Below are 15,568 nucleotides of genomic sequence, written 5' to 3'. Positions count from 1 at the left end.
AAAGCAAGTCCTTGAAAGAAAAGAAAGAGTATATCGGTTGGTGACCTCTACAAACCGTTGAATCTCTCCGGTTTTCCATTCCCTCTGCTGACAAGCTTGTCAGTCTTTTTTGATGGAGCGAGCGGGGTTACCAGCAACGCGGTCTCTCGGAGCCACATCTTTCGTTACGACAGATCCAGCACCAATGACAGCTTCTTCTCCAATCGTCACGCCCGGCATAATGATCGCACCACCACCAATCCATACTTTATCTTTTATGGTTACAGGTTTTGCAGTTTCATCACCAGCAAGGCGTTGCTCTGTCTCTAAAGCATGCGCAGCGGTGTAGATTTGAACTCGCGGACCAATCATCACGTTCGCGCCAATGGTTACCTGTCCGTTGTCTATGATGATGGCATCCCAATTAATGTAAGTATGCGAGCCCACTGAAAGGTTGCATCCATACGTCAATTGCAACGGGGCTTGGATACAAGCACCATCACCAAGATTGACGCCTATTTCAACGAGAAGTGCATGACGCTTTGCTGCATTGGGTTCATGGTTGAAGTTGAAAATGAGCTCACATGTGCGCTCCCGCATGAGCTGAAGTTCTTCGTCCAGACAGTTATAAACCTTTCCTAAACGCATAAGTTCGAGCGCTGACATCTTTTTGCCCTTACCGCTTAAATAGTGCAACAAAGTGAGCAATATAAAGCGCGCGCTATACAAGTGGAAATTGAGAACCGTAAAATCAGAATATGGTCACTCAATAACACTTCATAAGATCGTTTTAATAAACAATTCAATACTAAACCGTTGAATGTACGGGGAAGTGTACTAGGTTTTATATGAGTGCTTGTTTTATGAAACCGTGGCTATTTAAGCCGTCGGTCTTTGATTAAGTACGGATAAATACTGTGTTGGGTCTATTCACGCGTCATCGATTATCGGATTACCGATGAATAAGAATATGGCGCGAAACCAAAGGGAAAAACAGTGAGTAATTCAAACGAAAACCTAGAAAAAGTGTTGGCGAAGGCATTCACGACTTCTTTGATACGATTCTCCGTCACAACGCTTATCGTCATTGTATGTTGGTGGGCGTTTTTACCATTCCTACCTATTTTACTCTGGGCGTTAGTGTTGGCTATCGCGCTCTATCCAGTCAAGTTGGTCATTGAAAGCAAGCTCGGGTTGAGTTCGGCTCGGTCTGCAACGCTTATAGCAATTATTGGTGTCCTGATTCTCGGTACGCCAACAGCAATGGTGGGTAACTCCTTTGCTTCGAAAACACTCGGTGCATTTGAATCGTATCGAGATGGTACTCTGGTCATTACCAAGCCCGCGGACAGCGTAAAAACCTGGCCTTTAGTTGGTGAGAAAGTTCACGCAGTATGGTTCGAAGCGGCTGATGATCTTCCAGAGTTCATAGAGAAGCGACAACCACAAATCAAAGGCTTTTTTGGGTGGTTTGTGGATACAGCAAGCGGCGCAGCTAAAAGTGTATTTATGTTGATTGGCGCGATCGTCATCGCAGGGGTTATGCTCGCTTGGGCGCAGCCAGCAGCCAAATCGATAAGAAAAATCTTCATAAGCTTTGCCGACGAAGCGCGAGGTACGGAATTGCATGAACTGACGACTGCCACAATTAGACAAGTGGCCGTAGGAATAATCGGTATTGCGTTTTTAACCGCCATGGCTTTCGGTGCTGTCGTTGCATTGTCCGGCGTACCTGTCGCAGCCTTGTTTACACTTATCGCACTAGTCTTCGCTATCGTTCAACTTCCGGTCACTATTATTGCTTTAGTCGCCGTTGGTTTGTTGTGGGCGGGGGACAGCGGAACGGTTCACAACGTCATCTTTACTGTTTTACTTATTGCTGCAAGTTTGATTGATAACTTCTTAAAACCATTGATCCTCGGGAGAGGACTAGACGTGCCTATGCCGATCGTGTTGATAGGTGCCATTGGCGGCATGATGTCTGGCGGCATTTTGGGGATGTTTATTGGCGCTGCATTCTTAGCTGCTGGTTATCAGGTGTTTATGAAGTGGGTCGATACGGAAACTCAGGACGTTGTTGATGTCGTAGAGAGTGAAGAGTTTCAGGAAGAGAAAACAGAAGCTAAAGAGTCCAAGGATTAAGTTAGTTCTGAATAGGCAGTTAGACCGTGAGATCGCACAAGCCCATGTGAAGTGCGCTTGTTGATAATCATTCGAGCAACTAGAAGGTCGCTGTTCTAGTTGCTTGTGAAGGCAAATAATCAGCGCTAGAAACTTAACGACTAGTCGTAAGCGAACAAACAACCTTTTAGTTTTCGTAAATACTGTTTCAATTTATAAGTCATTGTTTGATGTTTTTCAGAGGCGTAACGTTAATTGCGTTGCTTAAGTAAATTGCAACGTTATGTTTTTATTGGAAAAAGGAAATGGATATGGCTTACGAAGGCTACAAAACATTTACTGCAAAACAAGAAGAAGCCGTTCTTTATGTTACGTTTGATTTTGGAACGGTAAACGTACAAGGGCAGGAAATGTTGACGGATTTGAACGGTTTAGCGCTACGTCTGGAACGTGACCGTAACGTGAAAGTGGTTGTATTCCAATCTGCTAATCCAGAAATTTGGGTTTGTCATTACGACACCGAATTGCTGAAAGAAATGTCGACAGAAGCGGTTTCACGTGAAGAAGCGAAATTGCTTGACCTTCAATCAGTGTTAGAAAGGATCAGCAAGCTACCACAAGCAACGATAGCTAAGTTGGAGGGATTTGCCCGTGGTGGTGGTCATGAATTTGCATTGGCATGTGATATGCGCTTTGCCGCACGCGGTAAATACAAATTTATGCAGATGGAAGTTGGCATGGGCATCTTACCGTGCGGTGGTGGCGCATCTCGGATGGCACGCCAGGTTGGTTTAGGACGTGCTCTAGAAATCATCTTGAGTGCTCGCGACTTCGATGCGGACGAAGCAGAAGCGTACGGCACCATAAACAAAGCGTTGGAGCCTGATGAGATTGGTCCTTATGTTGATGAGTTAGCGCAGCGAATTTCTAAGTTCCCAGCTGAATCTATTAATGCATGTAAGCAAATGGTGTACGAGTCAATCGATAAGCCAATCGATGAAGCGTTGAAAGCCGAAGCTTACTGGCTTTACCAAGCAACCAGCAAAACGCCAGCGGTTAAGCGTTTCCAAATTGCCGATGACCAAGGTTTAGAGCACGATATCGAAAACCAAAGAAACTGGGAAGAACTGGTTATGAAGGTGCAAGACATTAACTGATCATTCATATCTTGATTGTCGATATAAGATTAAAGGCGAGTTTTTTGGCTCGCCTTCAATTGACGAGTAAATTTGGTTCTGTTTGCTGTCGCTCATGTAAACCAGACGATTATCAGTGACAATTCTAGAAAATGGCTAGATTTGTTTGAAAATTCATCAGTTTAGGCATTAAGTTTTTGCCGTGTCGGTCAATATTTTTAATTAATAGAATCGATTGTGTCGATCAATCAAATCGATCGATAGAAATTTACTGTTGATTGATAAAAATATTTATCCGTAACGACACCTTTTGATCATCGAACAGTATACAATTATGCGTATAATCGCCGCTTCTTAAATGCATCAAGTTCAAATCTTGATCAGAATTGCAGTGAATGAAAGCTAAACGGATTTTAGTTGTTGAATTAGGGATAGGGAGAGTGGGTTAATCTAGGACAGTTGTAATGAGTTGGGGCATCAAAGTAGTATTTTTAATTTCGGTATTATTGCTAACGGAATTACTCGCCACAAAACTAACCGCCATCAATAACGAAAAAGAATCTGAACAAGTTATCAGTGCTATCAATAAAGAGATGAAAGTCATCTTTAATGACGCATTGATTACGGCTGAAGTATTGAAAGAAGTTGTGGTGCTTTCTAAGAACCATGACATGTCATCAGCAGAGTTTAATAAACTTAGTCGTAAGCTTTTATCCACTTATACCAATGTGGATGCCTTGTTATACCTTCCAAAAGGGGTCGTGCAATATGCTTATCCCTACGACGAGCATAAAGCGGCAATTGGTCACAACGTTCTTGAAGACCAAACACGAAAACTTGGGGCAAACCAGTCTGTAAACTGTAAGAAAAACACGATTATAGGTCCCGTCACCTTAGTTCAAAATGGTAAGCAAGCATTCATCCTCAGAAAAGGTATCTCAGACGATGCGAATTTCATTGGTTTTTCTTCTTCCGTTATCTATTTAGAATCAATCGTTAGCAAACTAGAGCAAGTATTAAACCAAAACCACGTGAATCGTTACTCTGTTGTTGGCTATGATCCTGATAACAGCAACTATTATGACAAAGTGATCAGCTCTAAAGGTGAGATTGATTGTGACATTCATACTGGCGTCGTGACGATTTTCAACACCAATTGGCAAATCTCAATATCGCCAGAGGACAGTGGCTTGATCCCACGAGTGGTTATTTTTGCCACTTTGTTGACGCTACTAATATTGGTGACAACACCGGTGAGGTACTTCAACAAGTTTCGTCATTCAGAAATGCAGCGAGATAGCCTGCAAAATGAAGCGCATACCGATTACTTAACTGGACTCCTAAACCGTCGTGGTCTTGAGACTAAGTTTGAGGTGTTAAGAAAAGAGAATACGGCAGGCTCAATTGCTGTGTTTGATATCGATTTTTTTAAGAGCATTAATGATACTTATGGTCATGAGGTGGGGGACATCGTATTAGCTCAGTTCTCTAAGCTATGCGAAGCAAACACGAGCCATGATTTCACTCTTTCTCGCACTGGTGGTGAGGAATTTATGTTGTTGATGCCAAACACTAACGCTCGACAAGCATACCTATACTGCGAGCGAGTAAGAAAAACAGTGGCGAATACGCCCGTGTTTATCAATGATATGTACATTGATATCACGGTAAGTATTGGGGTCGCCTATTTTGACGGCACAGACTCTCTAAAAGACGCATTAAGAGAAGCGGACCGAGCGTTATACAAAGCGAAAAACTCAGGGCGAAATCAAGTGTGTTGGACTCGTTAAGAATGAAGTCTCAAATAGTATGCCTATAGCTTTACTTGATGTCTGAGAAGACTCACAGATATTAGGTTATCAGCTTGTAAACAAAGCCTTGTTTTTGTTTAACTTTAAGAGCGGAGCGAAGTGAATTGAAGGTGCAATACAATGCTATGGATAGTGACCAAGTACTTAACCACGGCGGCAATCGTCGTATTAATTTCTGAAGTGGCGAAAAGAAGTGACAAACTTGGTGCCTTGGTAGCTGCCTTACCAACGGTGACTATTTTGGCGCTGGTATGGATGTATATTGAAGGTCAAGGCACAGAAAAACTGTCCAACCACGCTTTCTACACGTTTTGGTTTGTCGTGCCGACGCTGCCAATGTTTTTACTCTTCCCGTATTTGCTAACCAAATACTCCTTTTGGCTGACACTATTAATCAGCTGCGTAGTATCGGTAGCTTGTTTTGCTTTGACAAACTTAGTAGCAAAGCAATTCGGAATCAATTTGCTGTGACAAGGTTTTTCTGGCTCCCAACCTGACATACTAGCGTTTACCTTAATAGATTCGCTATCTGCTGTGGTAAAGCGTGAAATAAATGCAACGCTTGCTGATAACAACACAAGCGCATCGCACTTCAATCATCGACTTCAACAATGACCCGAAACATACGGTATTTATTGGCTTCGTTGTTAGTGGTTAGGTGGCAGGATTACTTATATTAGGTTGAACGCAACAAAATAGGGTCGTTGAGAAAAATGAACAACACTTGTCAAAATAAGAGCTTTGGTGTTTTACATCCTGGTGTTCGCTACCGAGTCAAAAAAGAATTTTATGATTATAACGGTGAGCGGTATCAAGTTGATGAGGAAATGGTGTTTATTGACCATAACTTCGTTCCTTATGAAAGTGGTTTATCACTCTTTTTCCGAACACATAACCGAGAACTTCAGATCATGCTTTGCAATCGGGAGGGCTTACAACAACACATCGTTCATGAGCTAGGTGCGTATTTTGAACGCCAGCAATAAATTTAGTTAAAGGTGAACTGGAAAACCAAAATGAGTTGTGAAGATTGTTCAGATGCTGCGAGAAAAATAAACAACCCTAAAGATTTGGCGAATGCAATGTGCTTTCTCAATGAAAGAACGGAGGCTAAAACGCTTAAATACTTGGGTTACGGCAGTTGGGGTGAGCCTTTTTCTCAGATGGTAAATCGGAAAGGGTGGAATGATTTAATCTGTAACTACTTTGCCTGTCGAACCTGTGGTCAAGTATTCAATCTATATGCTGAAACCTACCACGGTTCGGGAGGAGCCATCGCCGCGATCGATTCGATTGCAGGAAAGTTGTTTATCGATGAATTTGTCACTTCTCAGATTGACGAGGATTGAAAGCATAAGATGCTGTTGTTTGTCCTTATCTTGCTCTTTACGGCTTTATCAGTGCATGGCTCGGTGGTAGGGACTTGTACGCAGGGAGACGATAGCCGTTTTTTCAGCTCTGGTAGTTATACCCAAGTAACCTCAAGATGCTAGGTTCAGCGAGAATGACTTGGTTTGTAGACGCGGCGGCGATTTAAAGGTTTAGTGGGTCTAAATCAAGAATCGGCAACAAAGTATACAAGCCAAGGTCCTTATATTTGCAAAGAGTGCCCTTTGGGAGCGTGTCATTGACTCGCTTTTTTAGTCAAACAAATGGCTGCGTCAAACAACTTCATCCTTTTGCTCTTGTAACCAGCGACGTGGTGACATTCCTGAGACATTTTGAAAAGCGCGGGAGAAGCCAGAATAGCTACTGTAGCCGACTTCATCAGAGACCCAATTCAACGGCTTATTTTGCAATAACATCGATTGCGCGACCGATACTCGCCACTTTTGTACATAATCCCCCGGAGTTTCACCAACCACTTGTTTAAAGGTCTCGATAAATTGAGTCCGAGACATCGCAGCGATGGACGCCATTTCATTGATATGAAAGTGACGAGGTGGTAATTGATGCACTTCAGTAATGACATTGGCAAGGCGAGGGTGGGAAAGGGCGGCAAATAGACCGTGCTCGATTTTCTGCTCTTGAATTAAGTGACGGAAGATCAAAGCCATCAGAGTGTCGCTTAGCTTGTCCATCAAAAACTCCTGTCCTACGGAGTTCTTGCTGGCTTCTTGAGACAACATATCTAATACCGGTGTTAAGTTTGGCGCAGCTTCAAAGGGGATGACTATCACGTCTGGTAATACGGACAACAAAGGATTTATCTGACCACCTCTATAATCCACGTTTGCACACACCAATTCACTGTCTTCACCTCCTTCCAATCGATGAGGGGTATTATTCGGCAAATAAATAACGCAAGGTTGTGTGAGCCGTTTTGGATTTTCTCCTGCAGGCGTCAAGATTAAATCACCCGCATTGAGTACATGAAGGTGACCTCTGTTGTGGTGGTCTGATTGAAATGAAGAAATGCCACACAAATGCCCGGAATAGAAAACACCAGTCCGTATTGAGAAGTGTTCCATCAGCTGTGATAACAAGTCCATTTTACCTCCGAACGATTTGCGTATTTTTTTGGTCATTAGTCCCTCTTTAGACCGGAAGAGTCCGCTAATTTATTCACACAAGGTAAACAAACAGACAAGGAGCTTACTATGTCACGCATTAAATCAACTGGTCGAAAACTCACTTTAATGACCGCTTTACTCGGAACCAGTTTTTCATTAATGGCTGCGGATGTAGGCATGAGCGTTGATGCTAATGATCTTGCGATCAAGGGATATGACCCAGTTGCGTACTTTACAGATAATGGCGCAGTGCAAGGCAAGCCTGAATATTCAGCCACTTACAACAATGCTATCTACCACTTTGCTAATGCGGCAAACCGTGATCAATTCAAAACGGATCCACAAGCTTACGCACCACAATACGGTGGTTACTGTGCATTTGGTGTAGCGATGGGTAAAAAGTTCGAAACTGACCCTCAAGCGTGGAAAATTGAAGACGGCAAACTATATCTGAATCTTGATAAATCGGTGCAAAAGCGCTGGTTGGAAGATACACAAGGCTTCATCCAAGATGCCAACTCTAATTGGACAACCATAAAAGTCGTTGACGCTGATAAGCTGTAACTGTCTTCGATAAATTCCTTTCCTACTGTCCGCCTAAGGCGAATCATTTGGTTCGCCTTTTTTCGATGGGCTATTAGAAGGGTGGAATACACAAAGTGAGATTAATAGGAGCGGTTTATGTTGCCCTTAACTCACTCGTTATTTATCGACATCGCCAATCACGCCTTCATGTGAAAGATCGCCAGAAAGTTCTGCTTGAACTTCGGCTAGACTTTCCTCTTCCGCCGCAACAATCTTACCTGTGAGAGCATCAACCTCGACTTCGTACGCTTTATCTCCACGTTTAATAAACACATCCCACTGGGTATCAGGTTCATCGTGACGAATGCCTAGCACCTCAACATCTAACGCCCCTAGCGCTGCTTTAATGGCATCTTCTTGACTGATGATTTCTGCATCGGCGGCAGCATAACTTGGCAGGCTTAACACACCAAAAGCGGTTAGGGCGATACATAATATGAGTTTTTTCATTGAGTTCTCCTTAAGCGCTAATTTCATCTGAGAGAGGTCTTTTATTGTCGTCTCCATAGTGTAGGTGACGGTGTAAAAGAAATGTGAATACGGCATTGAACAAGCTCGTCCCGATAGAATTGTCGTACTGCGTCTATCGCTGCGTTAACGAACTTTAGCGTTCAACCCATCCCTGATGGTCTGGAGGGTTCGAGCTATACAAGTTTTTCACACTTCTATTGATAGCTTAGTGACGATTAAAGTCATGATTGGATTGAACTCGTTGTATGAATAGAAATTTGATGCTCAATTTTGGTGTTGTACTCATTACGTTACTTGTCCCTTATGCTGTGTTGCAAATTGGAACTCCAACTCTTGAATGGTCCTTATTTTGGCAGGTGCGCACTTATTTGGTTAACTACAGTGGCATTGTGTCAATGTTGCTTATGTCGTTGTGCGTGATTTTATCTGTTAAACATTGGCCTTTAGAGCGCTGGTTAGGAGGGTTAGATAAACAATATCGATTGCATAAGTACCTTGGTATTTCTGCCGTGTTTTCGGCGTTGTTTCATTGGGGCGCATTTTTAAGTGATGATTTCGCTATGGATTTTGGTTTTGTCGAACCAAAGGATGAGACTTTCCCGTTTTGGAAACTAATAGATGCAATGGGCGACCCTGCTCAGCTTATTGGTGAGTATGGCTTTTACCTTTCCGCTGCGTTTGTTCTGATCGCATGGATTAAAAAGTTTAAGCACAACGTCTTCCAACTCACCCACAAAGTGCTTCCGTATTTATACTTGTTTTTAGTTTTACACATGGTGATGTTTTTTGAGGCGAGTCTATGGCTAACCCTTTCTGGAGCCATTCTCTTATGTGTGAGTGGGTTAGCAACGGTAGGGTGCTTCATGACCATCTTTAATTTGAATGGTAAGAAGAAATGCCATGATGCCAAAGTACAAAGTATCAAGCCGATGAGTAATGGCATTGAAGTCATGCTCAAAGTTGATTCAGCGGAGTTTGTTTATCAACCAGGTCAATTTGCCTTTGTCGATTTTGGTGATAACGAGCGCCCACACCCTTTTAGTTTAGCTTCCGCTTGCCATCAAAATGGTGAAGTAAGGCTCATGATCAAAGCGAATGGCGATTACACCTCTGCGTTGAAAGGTTCTTTAAAGGTTGGACAAGCTGCGCGTATTGAAGGACCGTATGGACGGTTCAATTTTCAAGATAATGCAGAACGACAAGTTTGGTTTGCCGCAGGCATTGGTATTGCGCCATTTTTAACTGCGATAGAGACAGTTGGTGCAAGCAAAACGGTGTACTTGTTTTACAGCTATCGAGAAGAAGATAAGCCACTTTGGGACGAGCTAAAACAAAGAGCAAAGAAGGCTGGTGTTACGCTATATACGAAGAACACAAGTGTACAAGGTCGATTCAGAAATGCAGAAGTCACAGAGTGTGTAGAAGGTACTAGACATTGCAGTGTGTGGTACTGCGGACCATCAGAATTAGGCAAGACACTTGAGAAAGCATTTGTAAGGTTAGGTTTACCGGCGAAGTCATTTCATCGAGAGTTGTTTGAATTGAGGTAGTTAGAAATTGCTATCTGTTTACACAAAGGCGAACCGTTTGGTTCGCCTTATTTGGTATCTTTAGATGGGGTTGAATCGCCAATATCGGCGGTTAGAAAATGGTCTGCTTCTTATCTTTAAAGTAGAAAAATACGCTGATGGCGATAAACAAGAACGTAAAGTAATAAAAGAATGAAGATAGCGAAGCGATGAAATCGATGTGCTGTGCGATCTGTTCTTGCGTATAGTTTTGCGAGATTAACTTGTAGTAATAGGCATAAAGAATACCAATTGAGCCGTAGCCTAGGTTAAACATTAAACCTTTAAAGCTAAGTACCGTCGCTCGGTTGTGAGATTCCGTTTTCTTGTTGAGATGATAACTAATGAAAATGTTCATCGTCATAATGATGAAGATAAGGATCAACGCCGGAATGACTCCATAAATAGACCATCCAAGGCTAATCCAATAATACGTCGCCATACTTGCAAACCCCATTATTGCAATGAACGTTTTCGGAGCCATGCTTTCTGCTAAACGACGACTTTGTCCTGCCAACAGAATCTGCAACACACTGATGCCTGCACCAATAAAACCAAAGTAAATAATCGGAATATCAATGGCACGGTAGTACTGGCTATTCATGGTTAAAAACATACGTGATGTATGCTCAAACAAGCTGTAGTAGAGAAGAATGAACAATACATAAGGCGTCGACAATACCCATTTTGCCGTGTTGAGGGTCAGCTTCATACTCTCCATCGTGGACGCTAACTTACTGCTGTTGCTCGGGATGACTTTTTTCGCTTCTCTCATGCTGAATGCCGAGTAGATAGCAATCATTGCTACAAACAAGGTCGCATAGACGGGGATTCTCATGATGTCTTGTGTAGACTCTGGCTCTGCGAATCCTAAGAAATGATAAACGCTTGCCATAAAGTTGACGTCGTACATGGCTGCACCCAAAAGGGTGACGACTATACCGATACTCGAAGACAGTCGAAGTTGGATTTGCAGCACTCGTGGCCACAAATCTTCTTTGCCTTGCTCTTTTAGCGTGTCGTAAGCCAGCGCTTCATCTGCGCCGCTTGCCAATGCCATAGCTAAGCCACTCAACACTCGGTTAATCAAAAATACAATGAAAACAAAAGTGGGATTTCCTGTAGGGACAAAGGCGATCATTGCAATTTCGATGAACATCACTATCGAAGATAGCACCACTAGTCGTTTGCGTCCTAATGTGTCGGCAAATGCACCGGAAGGGACTTCAGCTAGCACGATGGTTGCAGCCCAAACCACGTTGAGCATCGCAAATTGAGACAGTGTTAAGCCGTAATCTAAATAGAGTAGAGTGAACACTGGATAGTAGAATCGCGCAAAGTAGCTGCTTCGGAACATTAAGAAGCAGCGGACATTACGGATTTGCAGAATTTGTTTTAGCGTCATGAAATATCAGCACTTTGAATAATATAAGTTTATGTATAAACCTTTTTTAGTTCTGTGGTAAAGGTCTGTACTGGGAAATCATGATATCTCGTGGCGCATAGTCGCTATTCTTTGCTATCGGCTCAATGCCTCACCAAGCGGTCTGAAATAAGCTTGCAGTGCCTGGTGAATGACTTGGCGATGAGCAATGTCTGGATAGACGATAATGGCGTCCGCCTTAGTTGTGCCGGAAACCAAATAAGAGTTTTCGATGCCCGAGCAAGATTCGACGACGGCTTCAAATGCTCTTGCCATCATCTCCGTAGGTTGAGAAAAGTAACTAGCGCCCATTGCTTTATCCGCTTTAACGCTTCGAGTCACGTAATCGTGCTTATCTTGTCCGTCGGCACTGAGCAAAGTTGTATCGAAAATCTTAAGCAGTCGCTCGTTTAATGGGTGAGGGAAATGCTCTGCGTTATGCAGCCAGCAATCACTGGCAAATATCGTCTTACGTTGTGGACCTGATCTATCACCAATATCAAACGCTTTTTCCGCGATGTAATGGTCGAACGCATGCCAGAACTCATGAGCAAGTGCACCAGCACCTGCATTCTTAGCTAAAGCAAGTTCGCGTTGATTCGGTGCATAATGCGCTTGAACACCTTTACTTCCACCTGTACCGAAGGCGAGGTTCAAATTGCCTCTTAGCCCTATGGCGGAAGGTGGCAACGCTAAGAGATAAGCTAAGTCAGCCAAAGAATCAAAGATCAAGTTTGCAGCGAGATCTTTTTCCTCCGTATTAACCCATTTGCCAATCCGGATACCACCAATGCCAAAGGTCTCTTTAATATCGATGAACGACACTTGCTCCCCATGACGATAGTCAGGACCTTTTCGCGTTTTGTATTTAAAGCTGGTTAATTGCAAGGCATTCCTCGGAATTGGCGTTGATTGAGTTTCCTCAAACTTATACTCAAAAGGTAAGGTGTCAGATTATAGCGTAATAGAGGCGGAAGTAACTGACTCCTTCTACACTAAAGGTAGTGCTCTTGTGCAAATAACTCAGAGATTCAATCACTTTGATGCGCTATGTCGTTCCTTTCTCGAGTTCACTAAATACGGATATTTTATGCAGCCAACCTTTCTGGTTTTTAGACAAAATAAAGAACATAGCCGATGGACCCGTTAACTCAAGGACTCGTTGGGGCATCTTTGTCTCAGTCGGCAAGTAAAAAACAGCATTTAGTGGCGGCAGGTGTGCTTGGAATGCTTGCGGGCATGGCGCCAGATTTAGACATTCTGATTCAGTCTTCGAGCGACCCGCTGTTGTTTCTTGAATACCACCGACAATTCACCCATTCATTGGTGTTCATTCCTATTGGCAGTTTGCTCTGTGCATTGGCTTTATACCCAATGCTCGGCAAAAGGTTTGGGTTATCGTTCAAACAAAGCTGGTGGTATTGCGCACTTGGTTACGCGACACATGGTTTACTGGATGCGTGCACCAGTTACGGCACTCAACTGTTCTGGCCGCTAACCAATGCTCGTTATTCGTGGAATACGGTTTCTGTTATCGATCTTCTCTTTACGCTTCCAATTTTAATTGGTGTTCTGTTTGCGTTCTGGAAACGTAGCGCTTGGTACGGGCGAATCGCTTTAATTTGGGCTCTCGCTTATCTCTCCTTCGGAGTGATTCAAAGAGAAAGAGCAGAAGAGGCTGGATGGAAGGTGGCTAAAGCAAGACAACATGTGCCGTTGCGATTAGAAGCTAAACCCACGTTCGCAAACATTCTGGTTTGGAAAGTCATCTACGAAGCTGATGGTAACTACTATGTGGACGCCATAAGAGTAGGGACGTACATAAAAATCTATACTGGTGAATCTGTGACTAAATTAGATGTCAGCAAAGATTTTCCTTGGTTAAGCCGTACATCACAGCAAGCCGCAGATATTGAGCGATTCCGATGGTTTTCTGATGGCTTTGTCGTACGAGATCCCAACAATGAACGGCGTATCATTGACGTACGTTACTCACTAGTGCCAAACCAGATAAATGCCTTGTGGAGCATTGAGCTTACGAAAGCTGCTAAGGAAAGCGCTCATGTGGCATACACGACACATCGTGATATGTCTGCTGAATCAAGACGAGCATTTATCGATATGCTAAAAGGCGACGACTAGGCGCATTGAAAGTCTTTAACGAGCGTGGGCTTTTTGGAGAAGAAAAGTTTGCTAAACAAGGATTTGTATTCCCACCCAAGAGATAGCAACCTTTTCGCTAAATTTTGGTTTTCGATGATTGCAACTTCAATGCCTTGGTAGTGATGTGGATTGCTTTTGATGTAGTTGATAAAAGCCGTTAGCACACCTTGACCTCGTACCGAAGGATCAAACTTGATCGACACTATTGAAAAACGTTGACTGGCGATAGAGCAACGAACAAAGCAATAACCGAGTGGGTGACGGATGGTTTCTGATAGCTCAGGAAAAGGGCGAGTAGCTAAGTCTTGAGACAGCTCGTCGTATTGATGACACAGATGGTGAAAAAGTTGTTTTGCCTCGTTGTTCATAGGTGAGCCTCCTGAGTGTTACGTTTGAAAGCTGTTGATTTCATAAATATTGTAAACACAGGAAGCCGTACTAAATGCGGTGAACTTTGATGGAGGCAAGTTCCTCTTTTTGAAAGTGATGGAATTTCAAATGAAAATTCGTGATCTCTATAAAGCCCTTACTCAAAGTTAAAAGCGAGGTTGCACGGGTACATTCAAAGCTCCTAGTTCTCCAAAGTTATGACAAACTACGATTTATGGTCAAATAAGGGACAGAATGTGTTCTTCGGGGGTTAAGGTTGGCAGCCAGAGAGTAATTGATTGGCATCACTTGGCGCTTCCTCAAATATGCAATATTAGCTTACCGACTTTCAGACCTCGGTGGTGTTGACGACGACAATCATGGCGCGCATTCTTTTAAGTTCACTCAGGGCTAAGGCTCTTATTTAGCAAACAACTCGATAACTGCGTTTGGTGCGTGGGACTCGACTTTGAAAGGTAGCGCGTATGAACAAGGTTATTATGTTGGTGATGGGGCTGCTTTTTGCCAGCAGGTTGTTTGCAAGCATTGTCCCTCACGCAACCCAACTCGAACACGATGCGCCCATTCTCCTTCGCTCTGCATTGATCGTTGGTGTGGCAGCGTTCGCTGTTTGGAAAGTGTTCCAGTATTTTAAGAAGAGTAAATCTACCGACTAAGGCGACGTGAACAAGATTCGTTGGACATCCAACAAAAGAAACACTGGCAATTGAAATCACAGCCCTTAGAATGCGCACTCTAAAAGTTATAACTGATATAGAGTGATTTTATGCTTCGTGATTACACGTTCGATTGTCTTGTGACTATGCCTCGCCATGAACTGGAAGAGTTCAGTGCTCGCATGATCAGTAAAATGGTGCCAGAAGATGTGATGAACGAGCTGTTTACCTTTGATCAAGAAGAAGTAGACAGCGAAGACCGTATGTTATCGGCGCGCCTAGATGCAATGTTACGTATGACTGCAATCGCGCTAAGCGAAATTCAGCAAGCATTTGATGAATCCGATAATGCGAAGCAGAACAGTGAGCGAATGACTCGGCTTGTGCTGTGGCATTTCTACGCGATTTCATTCCGTTTAGAAGAAGCTATCACACTTGAAACGCACTGCGCGCAAGTTGAAAAGCTATTAGAAAATACACCAAACGACGTTTTTGCATGGGTGAAAACGCTAACTGAGCTTCTTCACACCTACGCAGAAATCAACGCGAAAGAGAATCCACAAGACTAAATCAATTTGGATTAAGCATAAAACCGCAAAAAGTCTCCGGCATAGCTGGAGACTTTTCATATGCTCTTCTATTTCGTTTGCCTTTATACCCAAGTGACTTCAAGATGCAGGATTCAGAGCGTTGTCATTGATTCGAGAGCAAGGAAAGCAACGCAGTGTAATAGCCAGCTCTTTCCAAGTTGT

At 43.2% G+C, this 15,568-nt stretch carries 17 protein-coding genes; 11 read left to right on the top strand and 6 right to left on the bottom strand.

Going from position 1 to position 15,568, the window contains the following annotated elements; genetic code table 11:
* Positions 1–99: 99 nt before the first annotated feature.
* On the bottom strand, positions 100–645 hold the full coding sequence (locus MHO32_RS13535) for a sugar O-acetyltransferase (RefSeq protein WP_239212458.1): 546 nt from the start codon (positions 643–645) through the stop codon (positions 100–102).
* A gap of 330 nt (positions 646–975) precedes the next feature.
* Here MHO32_RS13535 and MHO32_RS13530 point away from each other — a divergent pair, with 330 nt between their 5' ends.
* From MHO32_RS13530 to MHO32_RS13505, 6 genes are all read left to right on the top strand, one after another.
* The gene (locus tag MHO32_RS13530; RefSeq protein ID WP_239212457.1) at positions 976–2,121 is read left to right on the top strand and encodes an AI-2E family transporter; all 1,146 of its coding nucleotides are present in this window, start codon (positions 976–978) and stop codon (positions 2,119–2,121) included.
* 290 nt (positions 2,122–2,411) lie between these two features.
* Entirely contained in the window at positions 2,412–3,257 is an 846-nt protein-coding gene (locus tag MHO32_RS13525) for an enoyl-CoA hydratase/isomerase family protein (protein WP_005447102.1), read from the top strand.
* 443 nt (positions 3,258–3,700) lie between these two features.
* On the top strand, positions 3,701–5,026 hold the full coding sequence (locus MHO32_RS13520) for a sensor domain-containing diguanylate cyclase (RefSeq protein ID WP_009696279.1): 1,326 nt from the start codon (positions 3,701–3,703) through the stop codon (positions 5,024–5,026).
* A gap of 141 nt (positions 5,027–5,167) precedes the next feature.
* Positions 5,168–5,518, top strand: a complete 351-nt coding sequence (locus MHO32_RS13515; RefSeq protein ID WP_005447099.1) for a DUF3147 family protein — start codon at positions 5,168–5,170, stop codon at positions 5,516–5,518.
* Between the two features lie 242 nt (positions 5,519–5,760).
* Entirely contained in the window at positions 5,761–6,033 is a 273-nt protein-coding gene (locus tag MHO32_RS13510; protein ID WP_047515937.1) for a DUF3601 domain-containing protein, read from the top strand.
* A 30-nt stretch (positions 6,034–6,063) separates the two neighbouring features.
* Complete coding sequence (locus tag MHO32_RS13505) at positions 6,064–6,396, top strand: hypothetical protein (RefSeq protein ID WP_009696276.1); 333 nt, start codon at positions 6,064–6,066, stop codon at positions 6,394–6,396.
* A 312-nt stretch (positions 6,397–6,708) separates the two neighbouring features.
* On the opposite strand, the gene MHO32_RS13500 is transcribed toward MHO32_RS13505, so the two are convergent.
* Positions 6,709–7,539, bottom strand: coding sequence for an AraC family transcriptional regulator (locus MHO32_RS13500; protein WP_029789696.1), 831 nt, complete (start codon positions 7,537–7,539; stop codon positions 6,709–6,711).
* A 108-nt stretch (positions 7,540–7,647) separates the two neighbouring features.
* Between MHO32_RS13500 and MHO32_RS13495 the strand changes: the two genes are divergently transcribed.
* A complete protein-coding gene (locus MHO32_RS13495) occupies positions 7,648–8,124 on the top strand; it encodes a YHS domain-containing (seleno)protein (RefSeq protein ID WP_009699010.1) in 477 nt (158 codons plus the stop codon).
* A 138-nt stretch (positions 8,125–8,262) separates the two neighbouring features.
* On the opposite strand, the gene MHO32_RS13490 is transcribed toward MHO32_RS13495, so the two are convergent.
* The gene (locus MHO32_RS13490; RefSeq protein ID WP_017818757.1) at positions 8,263–8,595 is read right to left on the bottom strand and encodes a PepSY domain-containing protein; all 333 of its coding nucleotides are present in this window, start codon (positions 8,593–8,595) and stop codon (positions 8,263–8,265) included.
* A 266-nt stretch (positions 8,596–8,861) separates the two neighbouring features.
* On the opposite strand from MHO32_RS13490, the gene MHO32_RS13485 reads away from it, so the two are divergent.
* The gene (locus tag MHO32_RS13485; RefSeq protein ID WP_239212456.1) at positions 8,862–10,166 is read left to right on the top strand and encodes a ferredoxin reductase family protein; all 1,305 of its coding nucleotides are present in this window, start codon (positions 8,862–8,864) and stop codon (positions 10,164–10,166) included.
* A 91-nt stretch (positions 10,167–10,257) separates the two neighbouring features.
* On the opposite strand, the gene MHO32_RS13480 is transcribed toward MHO32_RS13485, so the two are convergent.
* Both MHO32_RS13480 and MHO32_RS13475 read right to left on the bottom strand, forming a co-directional pair.
* A complete protein-coding gene (locus MHO32_RS13480) occupies positions 10,258–11,589 on the bottom strand; it encodes an MFS transporter (RefSeq protein WP_005447086.1) in 1,332 nt (443 codons plus the stop codon).
* A gap of 114 nt (positions 11,590–11,703) precedes the next feature.
* Positions 11,704–12,495 carry a CLCA_X family protein gene (locus tag MHO32_RS13475; RefSeq protein ID WP_009699013.1) on the bottom strand — a complete coding sequence of 264 codons (792 nt, stop codon included), beginning with the start codon at positions 12,493–12,495 and terminating at the stop codon, positions 11,704–11,706.
* 249 nt (positions 12,496–12,744) lie between these two features.
* On the opposite strand from MHO32_RS13475, the gene MHO32_RS13470 reads away from it, so the two are divergent.
* Positions 12,745–13,749, top strand: coding sequence for a metal-dependent hydrolase (locus MHO32_RS13470; protein ID WP_239212455.1), 1,005 nt, complete (start codon positions 12,745–12,747; stop codon positions 13,747–13,749).
* Here MHO32_RS13470 and MHO32_RS13465 read toward each other — a convergent pair.
* Positions 13,746–14,138: a hypothetical protein gene (locus MHO32_RS13465; RefSeq protein ID WP_239212446.1), complete on the bottom strand. Its 393-nt coding sequence runs from the start codon at positions 14,136–14,138 to the stop codon at positions 13,746–13,748. The two genes, MHO32_RS13470 and MHO32_RS13465, sit on opposite strands and share 4 nt — an antisense overlap.
* A 486-nt stretch (positions 14,139–14,624) precedes the next feature.
* Between MHO32_RS13465 and MHO32_RS13460 the strand changes: the two genes are divergently transcribed.
* Both MHO32_RS13460 and MHO32_RS13455 read left to right on the top strand, forming a co-directional pair.
* Entirely contained in the window at positions 14,625–14,816 is a 192-nt protein-coding gene (locus MHO32_RS13460; protein ID WP_005447081.1) for a hypothetical protein, read from the top strand.
* A gap of 110 nt (positions 14,817–14,926) precedes the next feature.
* Positions 14,927–15,385, top strand: a complete 459-nt coding sequence (locus MHO32_RS13455; protein WP_009699017.1) for a hypothetical protein — start codon at positions 14,927–14,929, stop codon at positions 15,383–15,385.
* The last annotated feature ends 183 nt before the right edge of the window (positions 15,386–15,568 follow it).

The organism is Vibrio sp. MMH1-50, from assembly GCF_022347645.1.
Classification (GTDB): domain Bacteria; phylum Pseudomonadota; class Gammaproteobacteria; order Enterobacterales; family Vibrionaceae; genus Vibrio; species Vibrio harveyi.
The sequence above is the reverse complement of the archived record's forward strand: the minus strand, read 5'-3'. Positions and strand labels throughout refer to the sequence as shown.

Coding starts and splice junctions, on each gene's coding strand:
- MHO32_RS13535 (WP_239212458.1), bottom strand. CDS start 645: ATGTCAGCGCTCGAACTTATGCGTTTAGGAAAGGTTTATAACTGTCTG.
- MHO32_RS13525 (WP_005447102.1), top strand. CDS start 2,412: ATGGCTTACGAAGGCTACAAAACATTTACTGCAAAACAAGAAGAAGCC.
- MHO32_RS13520 (WP_009696279.1), top strand. CDS start 3,701: ATGAGTTGGGGCATCAAAGTAGTATTTTTAATTTCGGTATTATTGCTA.
- MHO32_RS13515 (WP_005447099.1), top strand. CDS start 5,168: ATGCTATGGATAGTGACCAAGTACTTAACCACGGCGGCAATCGTCGTA.
- MHO32_RS13510 (WP_047515937.1), top strand. CDS start 5,761: ATGAACAACACTTGTCAAAATAAGAGCTTTGGTGTTTTACATCCTGGT.
- MHO32_RS13505 (WP_009696276.1), top strand. CDS start 6,064: ATGAGTTGTGAAGATTGTTCAGATGCTGCGAGAAAAATAAACAACCCT.
- MHO32_RS13500 (WP_029789696.1), bottom strand. CDS start 7,539: ATGGACTTGTTATCACAGCTGATGGAACACTTCTCAATACGGACTGGT.
- MHO32_RS13495 (WP_009699010.1), top strand. CDS start 7,648: ATGTCACGCATTAAATCAACTGGTCGAAAACTCACTTTAATGACCGCT.
- MHO32_RS13490 (WP_017818757.1), bottom strand. CDS start 8,595: ATGAAAAAACTCATATTATGTATCGCCCTAACCGCTTTTGGTGTGTTA.
- MHO32_RS13485 (WP_239212456.1), top strand. CDS start 8,862: ATGAATAGAAATTTGATGCTCAATTTTGGTGTTGTACTCATTACGTTA.
- MHO32_RS13480 (WP_005447086.1), bottom strand. CDS start 11,589: ATGACGCTAAAACAAATTCTGCAAATCCGTAATGTCCGCTGCTTCTTA.
- MHO32_RS13470 (WP_239212455.1), top strand. CDS start 12,745: ATGGACCCGTTAACTCAAGGACTCGTTGGGGCATCTTTGTCTCAGTCG.
- MHO32_RS13465 (WP_239212446.1), bottom strand. CDS start 14,138: ATGAACAACGAGGCAAAACAACTTTTTCACCATCTGTGTCATCAATAC.
- MHO32_RS13460 (WP_005447081.1), top strand. CDS start 14,625: ATGAACAAGGTTATTATGTTGGTGATGGGGCTGCTTTTTGCCAGCAGG.
- MHO32_RS13455 (WP_009699017.1), top strand. CDS start 14,927: ATGCTTCGTGATTACACGTTCGATTGTCTTGTGACTATGCCTCGCCAT.